Annotated in this window: 8 protein-coding genes; 5 read left to right on the plus strand and 3 right to left on the minus strand. The window is 65.8% G+C overall.

Translation table 11 applies throughout. The annotated features are described in order from the left end of the window. Positions 1-955: winged helix-turn-helix domain-containing protein (locus tag JHD07_RS17780; RefSeq protein ID WP_366864723.1), on the minus strand; the 955-nt coding region annotated here is incomplete at its 3' end. A gap of 182 nt (positions 956-1,137) precedes the next feature. Between JHD07_RS17780 and JHD07_RS17785 the strand changes: the two genes are divergently transcribed. The 4 genes from JHD07_RS17785 to JHD07_RS17800 all read left to right on the plus strand — a co-directional run bounded on the left by JHD07_RS17785 (position 1,138) and on the right by JHD07_RS17800 (position 4,100). Beyond that, positions 1,138-1,557 carry an organic hydroperoxide resistance protein gene (locus JHD07_RS17785; protein ID WP_028178145.1) on the plus strand — a complete coding sequence of 140 codons (420 nt, stop codon included), beginning with the start codon at positions 1,138-1,140 and terminating at the stop codon, positions 1,555-1,557. A gap of 35 nt (positions 1,558-1,592) precedes the next feature. Beyond that, the gene (locus tag JHD07_RS17790) at positions 1,593-2,624 is read left to right on the plus strand and encodes an alpha/beta hydrolase (RefSeq protein ID WP_291624464.1); all 1,032 of its coding nucleotides are present in this window, start codon (positions 1,593-1,595) and stop codon (positions 2,622-2,624) included. A gap of 72 nt (positions 2,625-2,696) precedes the next feature. Then, positions 2,697-3,260 carry a cytochrome P460 family protein gene (locus JHD07_RS17795; protein ID WP_291624465.1) on the plus strand — a complete coding sequence of 188 codons (564 nt, stop codon included), beginning with the start codon at positions 2,697-2,699 and terminating at the stop codon, positions 3,258-3,260. Positions 3,261-3,278: 18 nt separating this feature from the next. Beyond that, complete coding sequence (locus JHD07_RS17800) at positions 3,279-4,100, plus strand: SDR family NAD(P)-dependent oxidoreductase (RefSeq protein ID WP_291624466.1); 822 nt, start codon at positions 3,279-3,281, stop codon at positions 4,098-4,100. 10 nt (positions 4,101-4,110) lie between these two features. On the opposite strand, the gene JHD07_RS17805 is transcribed toward JHD07_RS17800, so the two are convergent. Together JHD07_RS17805 and hemA are read right to left on the minus strand one after the other, a co-directional pair. After that, positions 4,111-7,620 carry a PAS domain-containing hybrid sensor histidine kinase/response regulator gene (locus JHD07_RS17805; protein WP_291624467.1) on the minus strand — a complete coding sequence of 1,170 codons (3,510 nt, stop codon included), beginning with the start codon at positions 7,618-7,620 and terminating at the stop codon, positions 4,111-4,113. Between the two features lie 322 nt (positions 7,621-7,942). After that, positions 7,943-9,172, minus strand: coding sequence for a 5-aminolevulinate synthase (gene hemA / locus JHD07_RS17810; RefSeq protein ID WP_291624468.1), 1,230 nt, complete (start codon positions 9,170-9,172; stop codon positions 7,943-7,945). Here hemA and JHD07_RS17815 point away from each other — a divergent pair. After that, positions 9,128-9,392 (plus strand): hypothetical protein (locus tag JHD07_RS17815; protein ID WP_291624473.1); only part of this gene is annotated, 265 nt, incomplete at its 3' end. The two genes, hemA and JHD07_RS17815, sit on opposite strands and share 45 nt — an antisense overlap.

Raw genomic sequence — 9,392 nt, forward strand, 5'->3', positions numbered from 1 at the left:
TGGCATCGTCGAGCGCGATCTGCGCGCCGCCGGCCGTGGCACGTTCGAGGAAGAGCTGAAGAGCGGGGTAGGTCTGTGCCGCGGCGACCGTCAGACCGGAGCCGTCGGGCGGAACCGCGAGCGGTGCCAGTCGATAGACCTGCTCGCCCTCCACGCGCAGGGCTTCGCGGCTGGTGGCGAGGATATGGACATCCGGCGCAGCGTGGAAGATCTCCGAGGCCAGCGGCGCCGCCGCGACTATGACATGCTCGCAATTGTCGAGGATCAGCAGCATCCGCTTGTCCCTGACATGCGCGAGCAGCGCGGGCAGGGGATCGTCGGTCTGGGCCGGCAAGCCAAGCATCAGCAGGATCGAGGTGATCACGAGATCGGGATCGCTGAGTGCGGCAAGGTCCACGAAGTGCGCGGCATCGGAGAATGTCTCGAGCAGCTCGTGGGAGATCGCCACCGCGACGGCGGTCTTGCCGACGCCGCCTGGTCCGGCGATCGTGACGAAGCGCGAGTTGAGGAGCTTGTCGGAGATGGCGGCCATCTCCTCGTCGCGTCCGACCATCCGTTGCAGCCGGTTCGGCAGCTTGACCGGAGGCAATTCCATCCGCGGTGCGGTCCGCCGTAGTGCCGGAAGCTCCGCTTGCGAGATCGGCGCCACGAAGCAGTAGCCGCGGCCTGAGAGCGTGGTGATGTATCGCGCGCCGTCCTTGCCGTCGCCGAGCGCCTTGCGAAGGGCCGCGATGTGAAAGCGCAGATTGGCCTCTTCGACGGTGAGGCCGGGCCACACCAGCGCCATCAGATCCCATTTGCTGACGACCTCGTTCGGCCGCGACATCAGCGCGATCAGCGCGTCGTAGGCCTTCGCGCCCAGCGGCACCGCGACGCCGTCGCGCGTCACCAGCCTCTCATGTGGCGCCACAGTGAATGGTCCGAACGAGAGTCTCGGCCCCGTCGGCGTAGTCATCGCGAACTCTTGCTCATTGGGGAACCGATAGCCAGCATACAGCGATCCAGCAAGTCCGGCTTTGCATCGGCATCAGACCGCGCTTGCAGGCCTCGGAACAAACCTCACAACTTCTCACAAATCCAAACGCGTCTCCCGGGCGCACCGCTGATAGTCAGTTGTGCGACGGCAAGGAGACCTTCATGACGCAAGCGGCAAAACTGCTCTACACGGCCAGGACGCACACCAGCGGCGGGCGGCACGACGGCATGTCGCGCAGTTCCGACGGTCGCCTCGACGTCAAGCTGTCGCCGCCAGGTGGCGCAGGCATCGGCACCAATCCCGAGCAATTGTTCGCTGCCGGCTGGTCGGCCTGCTTCGAAGGCGCGATGGAAATGGCGGCCCGCAAACTGAAAATCGTGCTTCCTAGGAAAAGTGCGATCGATGCGGAAATCGATCTTCTTCTCGATGAAGGCACTTATGCCCTCCGGGCGCGCCTCAATGTCAGCCTGCCGGGTCTCGATCGCGAGACCGCACAGGGCATCGTCGATGAAGCGCATCAATCCTGCCCCTACTCCAAGGCCGTCCGCGGCAACATCGACGTCAAGGTCGCGCTGGTCTGACGCAGCATCATCAACCACCACGAGGTAGCAACGCCATGAAGCAGATCATCGATCAACACCGCCGCCAGTTTCTCGGCGTCGCCACAGGAGCCGTCGCCGTCGGTCTCGGCGTGATCGATCTCGCACGCGCCGAGACGGAACCGCTACGATCCTCCGCATCGAATGCGTCCTTCGGGGCGATCAAGCAGATCGACGCCGGCGTTCTCAACGTCGGCTATGCGGAGGTGGGGCCCTCGAACGGTCCCGTCGCGATCCTGTTGCACGGCTGGCCCTACGACATTCACGCCTTCGTCGATGTCGCGCCGATCCTGGCGAAGGCCGGCTATCGCGTGATCGTCCCTTATTTGCGCGGCTACGGCACGACGCACTTCCTCTCCAGTGAGACGCCGCGCAACGGCGAGCCTGCGGCGATGGCCGTCGACATCATCGCGCTGATGGACAAGCTCGATATCAAGAAAGCCGTCGTCGCCGGGTTCGACTGGGGCGCGCGCACCGCGGACGTCATCGCCGCGCTGTGGCCCGACCGCTGCCGCGCACTGGTGTCGGTCTCCGGCTATCTGATCTCCAGCCAGGCTGCCGGCAGTTCGCCGTTGCCGCCGCAGGCGGAGCTGCAATGGTGGTACCAGTTCTACTTCGCCACCGAGCGCGGCCGCGCCGGATACGAGAAGTACACGCACGATTTCGCCAAGCTGATCTGGAAGCTCGCCTCGCCGCAATGGAAATTCGACGACGCCACCTTCAATCGCAGCGCGGCGGCGCTCGACAACAAGGATCATGTCGCGATCACGATCCACAATTACCGCTGGCGGCTCGGGCTCGCCCAGGGCGAGGCGAAGTACGAGCATCTCGAAAAGAAGCTGGCCGCAGCTCCGCAGATTGAGGTGCCGACGATCACGATGGAGGGCGACGCCAACGGCGCACCGCATCCCGACCCGAGCGCCTATGCCAGGAAGTTCTCGGGCCGTTACGAGTTTCGCCTGATCACGGGCGGCATTGGCCATAATCTGCCGCAGGAAGCACCGCAAGCCTTTGCCGAGGCCGTCATCGACGCCAACAGCGGCGCCTGAGGATGTTGTCTGCCTCCGGTCCAGCCCGGCTGGACCGGAGGATATCCGTCGCTCCGAGCCTGTTAAGAGATCATGACCCCGCCCGAGCCCGAAAAGAAAACCTTCGCACTGTCCACGGTGATCGTTCTTGCCGTGGTTCTCGTCGTCATTCTGCTGACTTGCGTGCCGTATCTCGCCACGATCGTCTCGGCGCAGACGCCGGCTGAAAGCACGGCCGCCAACGCCTCGCCGATCTTCGGCGTCACAATCCCCGCCGGCTACAAGCAGTGGGAGCTGATCGCGCCGGCCGAGGAGGCTGCGCCGCTCGACGAACTGCGCGCTGTCGTCGGCAACCAGACTGCCATCGATGCCTACCAGGCCGGCAAGCTTCCGTTCCCGGACGGGACCGTGTTGGTCAAGCGCGCTTGGAAGCGGAAGCAATCACCTGAATTTGCATCCGCGACGATCCCCGGTGCTGCTACGACAGTCCAGGTGATGGTCAAGGATTCCAAGAAATATGCCTCCACTGGAGGCTGGGGCTTTGGCCGCTTCATCAACGGCAAGCCGGTTGACGAGGCCCAGCACCGCACCTGCTGGGGCTGTCACGAAGCCCGTGCCAAGAGCCACGATTACGTGTTCACGCGGCTCGCGCCTTAAGTCCTTTCGGAGACTGGTATGAAGACCTGGTTCATCAGCGGCAGTTCGCGCGGGTTGGGGCGCGCCATCACGGAAGCCGCACTCGTTGCGGGCAACCGGGTCGTGGCCACGGCTCGCAGGCTCGACCCGCTCGAACCGCTGCGCGAACGTTTCGGGGAAAGACTGCGGCTGGCAACGCTTGACGTGACTGACGAAGCGGCAGCGCAAGCGGCGATCGACCTCGCGGTGGAAGCCTTCGGCGGTCTCGACGTCGTCGTGAACAATGCCGGCTATGGCGATCTCGGTTCGGTCGAGGACACCAGCCTCGCCTCGTTCCGGCAGCAGATCGAGGCCAATCTGATCGGCACCATCATCGTCACCAAGGCGGCGATCCCGGTGCTGCGCAAGCAGCGCCGCGGGCACATCATGCAGGTCTCGTCGGTCGGCGGCCGCATCGGCGCGCCGGCCCGCGCGCCCTATTCGGCGGCGAAATGGGGTATCGAAGGCTTTTCGGAATCGCTGGCGCGCGAGATGGCGCTGATCGGCGTGCATGTGACCATCGTCGAGCCCGGCGGCTTCCGGACCGGCTTTGCCCAGACCTCGCATGAGACCGACGAAGGACGTCCGGAGTACGACGCGGTGGTCGGTGCCGCGGTCAGGATGCAGCGCGACTACGATGGCCGTCAGCCCGGTGATCCCGCCAAGGCGGCCGACGTCGTATTGCAGCTCGCGAACATGGATCATCCGCCTCTGCGCATCGCGCTCGGCAGCGATGCCGTCAACGCCATCGCGGCGGCGGACAGGCTTCGTCTCGAGGAATTGGAGAGGTGGCGCGCGCTCAGCGTATCGACCGACTACTGACGCACGCGTCTCACTCCGCTGCCACCATCTGCTGCGTGCGCCACTGGCCGAGCAGGGCGCGGAGCGAAGCCGGCTTCACCGGCTTGTTCAGCACCGCTATCTTCTCGTCGCGCGCGGCGACCTGCACGGCCGGGCTGCGATCGGCGGTGATCAGGATCGCGGGGATGGTATCGCCGAAGCGGCGGCGGATCTCGCGGATGGCGGCGATGCCGTTGCCGCGATCGAGGTGATAGTCGACCAGGAGGCCGGTGACGCAGCGCCCGGCGGTTTCGATCGCCGCGATCGCGCCTTCGGGATCGGCGACCGCGATCACCTCGGCATCCCATGCCCTGAGCAGCGTGCGCATGCCGTCGAGGATTGCCGCATCGTTCTCGATGCAGACGATCAGCGCGCCCGAAATCGGCGTGCGCGCCAGCGGCGTCGCGCTGGTCACGGCCGCGGTGTGGGTGACCGCCTTTGCCGTCGGCACCGTCACGGAGAATACCGAGCCGCCGCTCCGATTGCCGTCGATGGCGATGCCGTGCTTGAGAACGCGCGCGAGCCGCTCGACGATCGACAGGCCGAGCCCCAGTCCGCGCGCGATCCGCGCGCCCTGCTCGAGGCGATGGAATTCCTTGAAGATCTCGCCGCGCTTGACCGCGGGAATGCCGACGCCGGTGTCGTAGACGCAGATCTTGAGCGAGGCACCCTGGCGGCGGCAGCCGACCAGCACGCGCCCGCGCGGGGTGTATTTGATCGCATTCGAGATCAGGTTCTGGAGCAGGCGCCGGAGCAAGAGCCGGTCCGACTCGACCGGCAGCGAGCAGGGCACGAAGGTCAGCTCCAGCCCCTTGGCGCGCGCGATCGGCGCGAACTCGATCTCCAGCGAGCGCATCAGGTCGGCCATCTTGAAGCTCGAGATCGAGGTCGTCATCGCGCCGGCGTCGAGCCTGGAGATGTCGAGCAGCGCGCCGAGGATCTCCTCGATCGCCTGCAGGGATTCGTCGATGTTCTCGACCAGCCGCGTCTCTTCGCCGTTGTGCTGGCGCTCGACCAGGCTGGTGACATAGAGCCGCGCCGCGTTCAGCGGCTGCAGGATGTCGTGGCTGGCCGCGGCGAGGAAGCGCGTCTTGGAGATGCTGGCGTCCTCCGCCGCGCTCTTGGCCAGCGCCAGCTCGGAGTTCAGCCGTGTCAGCTCTTCCGTGCGGTCGCGCACCCGCTTCTCTAGCGTCGCATTGGCGCGCTCCAGCGCTTCCGCGGCTTCGAAGCTGGGCGTGACGTCGGTGAAGGTGATGACGAAGCCGCCGCCGGGCATGTGGTTGGTGAGCACCTCGATCACCATGTGCCGTTCCGGCAGGCGTTCGAGATAGGGCTCGCTGTCTGTGGTGTAGGCGGTGAGGCGCCGCTCCAGCGCCGCCTCGCGCTCGGTCCGATCGTCCGGATCACCCACCCCGATGAATTCCAGGATCTCGCGAAGCGGCGTGCCGAACTGGATCAAATGCGGGGGAACGTTGAGCAGGTCGCCGAACTGCCGGTTGGAGCAGATCAGTTGCAGATCGGCATCGAACACGGCGATGCCCTGGCGCACATGGTTGAGCGCGGTCTGGAGGATCTCGCGGTTGAAATGCAGCGCTGCGTGGGAGTCGTCGAGCAGCTTCAGCGCGGCCTTGGCGGAGACGGTGCGCTTGCGCAGCAGCAGCGACATCACGAGGCGCGACGAGGCGGCGCCGATGGAGGAGGCAATCAGGTGCTCGGCGTGCTGCAACAGCTCGAAATCGGCGGGCGCGCCGGGCTCCAGCCGCACGTTTCGCCGCGCCGAGAAGGTCTCGAAGGATTGCCGGGCGCGGTCGGGTCCGAGATATTGGGCGACCGTGGTCTGGATGTCCTGCACGGTGACGCTGGTGCGCCAGCGGCGGAAGCTCGGTGAGATCGGCGCGATCGTGTTGGGCACGAACAGGTCGGCCTGCAGCAGCTCGATCGACGAGGGCCTTCGCGCCAGCGACAGCAGCACATAGGTCAGGATGTTGAGCGACAGCGACCAGATCACGCCGTGCATCAAAGGCGGCAGGTCGGCGCCGAACAGCGCCTGCGGCCGCAGCGCCTCGATGCCGAACGGGCCGTGCTGGAGCAGCAGGATTCCCGTGGTCGAGGAATCCATGAAGCTCGGTATGAACAGCGTATAGAGCCACACGGCGAAGCCAACCGCCATGCCGCCGATGGCACCGCGTGCGGTCGCGCGCCGCCACAAAAGCCCGCCGAAGAAGCTCGGTGCAAGCTGTGCAATGGCGGCAAAGGAGAGCAGGCCGATGGCCGCGAGCTGGGTACTGCCGAGCGCGCGATAGTAGAAGTAAGCCATCACCATGATGGCGAAGATCGCGAGCCGCCGCGAGCGCAGCAGGAAATTGCTGAAATCGGCACCGCCGGCGCGCCCCTCCGGGCGGCGTTGCAGCACCAGGGGCACCACGAGGTCGTTCGAGACCATGATGGAGAGCGCGACGCATTCGACGATCACCATCGCGGTTGCCGCCGACAGGCCGCCGACGAAGACGACGACGCTGAGCAGGTCCGCGCCGCCCTCCATCGGCAGGGCCAGCACGTACATGTCGGGATCTGCGGCGCCGAACGGGAAGGTGACGAGGCCGGCAAGCGCGATCGGGATCACGAACAGATTGATGGCGACGAGGTAGAGCGGGAACAGCCAGCGCGCGCGGCCGACCTCGGCATCGGAGGAGTTCTCCACCACGCTGACGTGGAACTGGCGCGGCAGCAGCATGATCGCGCACAGCGACAGCAGCGTCATGGTGAGGAAATTGCCGATCGACGGCGAATAGTTGATCGCGCGCACCGCCTCCGGCGTCTTCATGGCGCGCTCGATCAGTTCGTGCGGCGAGAACATCCAGAAGGTGACGAAGATGCCGGCGGCGAGGAAGGCGACCAGCTTGATGATGGATTCGGTCGCGACCGCCAGCATCAGTCCGTGCTGGTGCTCGGTGGCGTCGGTCTGCCGTGTGCCGAACAGCACCGCGAAGGCGGCCATCGACAGCGTCACCATCAGTGCCACGTCGCCGACGAGGGGGATGTGGGCGAAGGCCTGGTCTTCGGTCAGGATCGTTTCGAGCGAGGAGGCCACCGCCTTGAGCTGGAGCGCGATGTAGGGCACCGAGCCGATGATGGCGATCAGCGCCACGGTCGCGGCGACCGCCTGGCTCTTGCCGAAGCGCGCCCCGATGAAATCGGCGATCGAGGTGATGTAGTGGGCCTTCGCCAGCTGGATCACGCGGCGAAGCACGCCGGCCCCTAATCCGATCATCAGGATCGGGCCGAGATAGATGGCGAGGAAGTCGGTCGAGGTTCGGGTGGCGAAACCGACCGAGCCGAAGAAGGTCCAGGAGGTGCAGTAGATCGCCAGCGACAGCGGGTAGATCAGCGCGGATGCGCGGCCGAGCCCGGCCGCCGACCGGCGGTCGCCGTGGCTCGCCACCAGGAACAGAAAGCCGATATAGCCGAAGGCGGCGGCGATCACGCCCCAATCGTGCAGCATGGTGAGCGCGCTTCTCCCTGGACGCTGCCCGCGCCCGAGCTCATTTTCCCGGCAAGCCTAGCGCGTCGGACGGGGCGAGGCGACAGTGAAATGCCTGGCCGGGTCGGGAACTGAGGGCGTCGTTAAGCTGCAAGACGAGCGGCTGGCTCTTACCCTTCCCTGGAGGGGAAGGGTCGATCGCGCGAAGCGTGAGCGGGGTAGGGTGATCTCTCCACTCGGGCACTGTTCGTCGCGGAGGGACCGTCACCCCACCCCGCGATGCATTCCGCTTCGCTACATGCGTCTTTACCCTCCCCCTCCAGGGGAGGGTTAGAAAGGAGACCTACTCCGCCGCGAGCGACTTTGCGCGCACTGGCAGGCCGAGGTGGTCCCACACTTGAAGCAGCGCTTCGGCGAGCTGATCGATCAAGCCGTCATCGTGATAGGGCGAGGGCGTGATGCGCAGGCGCTCGGTGCCCTTGGCGACGGTCGGATAGTTGATCGGCTGGATATAGATACCGTGCTGTTCGAGCAGGAGGTCGGAGGCCTGCTTGCACTTCTCGGGATCGCCGACGAACAGCGGCACGATGTGGGTGTCGCTCGACATGACAGGCAGGCCGGCGGCGTTGAGGATCGCCTTGACACGGGCGGCGCGGTCCTGGTGGCGCTCGCGCTCCCAGTTCGAGGTTTTCAGGTGCTTGATCGCGGCGGTCGCGGCCGAGCAGACCGCCGGCGGCAGCGCCGTGGTGAAGATGAAGCCCGGGGCGTAGGAGCGCACGGCGTCGATGATCTGGCCGTTGGCGGCGATGTAGCCGCCGAGGCAGCCGAACGCTTTCGCCAGGGTGCCTTCGAGCACGTCGATGCGATGCATGACGCCGTCACGCTCGGCGATGCCGCCGCCGCGCGGCCCGTACATGCCGACGGCGTGGACCTCGTCGACATAGGTCATGGCGCCGTACTTCTCGGCGAGATCGCAAATCCTGGCGAGCGGGGCGACGTCGCCGTCCATGGAATAGAGGCTCTCGCAAACGATCAGCTTCGGCCGGTTCGGGCCGGCCGCCTGCAGCAACTCCTCGAGATGCGCCAGATCGTTGTGGCGGAACACGACCCGCTCACAGCCCGATTGGCGGATGCCCTCGATCATCGAATTGTGGTTGAGCTCGTCCGACAGGACCAGGCAGTTCGGAATGAGCTTTGCGATGGTCGGGATGCCGGTCTGGTTCGAGACGTAGCCCGAGGTGAACAGCAGCGCGGCATCCTTGCCGTGGAGATCGGCGAGCTCGGCCTCGAGCTGGACCAGCGGATGATGCGTCCCGGCGATGTTGCGGGTGCCGCCGGCACCGGTGCCGACGCGCGTCGCGGTCTCGACCATGGCCCCGACCACTTTCGGGTGCTGGCCCATGCCGAGATAGTCGTTGGAGCACCAGATCACGACGTCGCGCTTGCCCTTGGGCGAGTGCCAGACCGCGTGCGGGAATCGGCCGGCGGTCCGCTCAAGATCGGCAAACACGCGGTAACGCCGCTCGGTATGGAGACGATCGAGGGCGGAATTGAAGAACTGGGCGTAATCCATCGGCAAAACCTGCAACGGAACCTGGCTGAGAGGCTGCATCTTCTTAGAGCTTTTCCAGCTCCAATGTCTATGCGCTATCCCACATTTGGCCGTGTGGGGCATTTGGTCAAAATGCCCTATCGGGCGCGGTGCAACTTGATCCCGATCAAGCCGGCGCGAGATCCAATGCTGCTCTGCACCATCCGCCGGGATGAGAGCCTGGCCGGCGCTGGTCTTACCT

This window comes from Bradyrhizobium sp. (assembly GCF_016462955.1).
Lineage (GTDB): Bacteria > Pseudomonadota > Alphaproteobacteria > Rhizobiales > Xanthobacteraceae > Bradyrhizobium.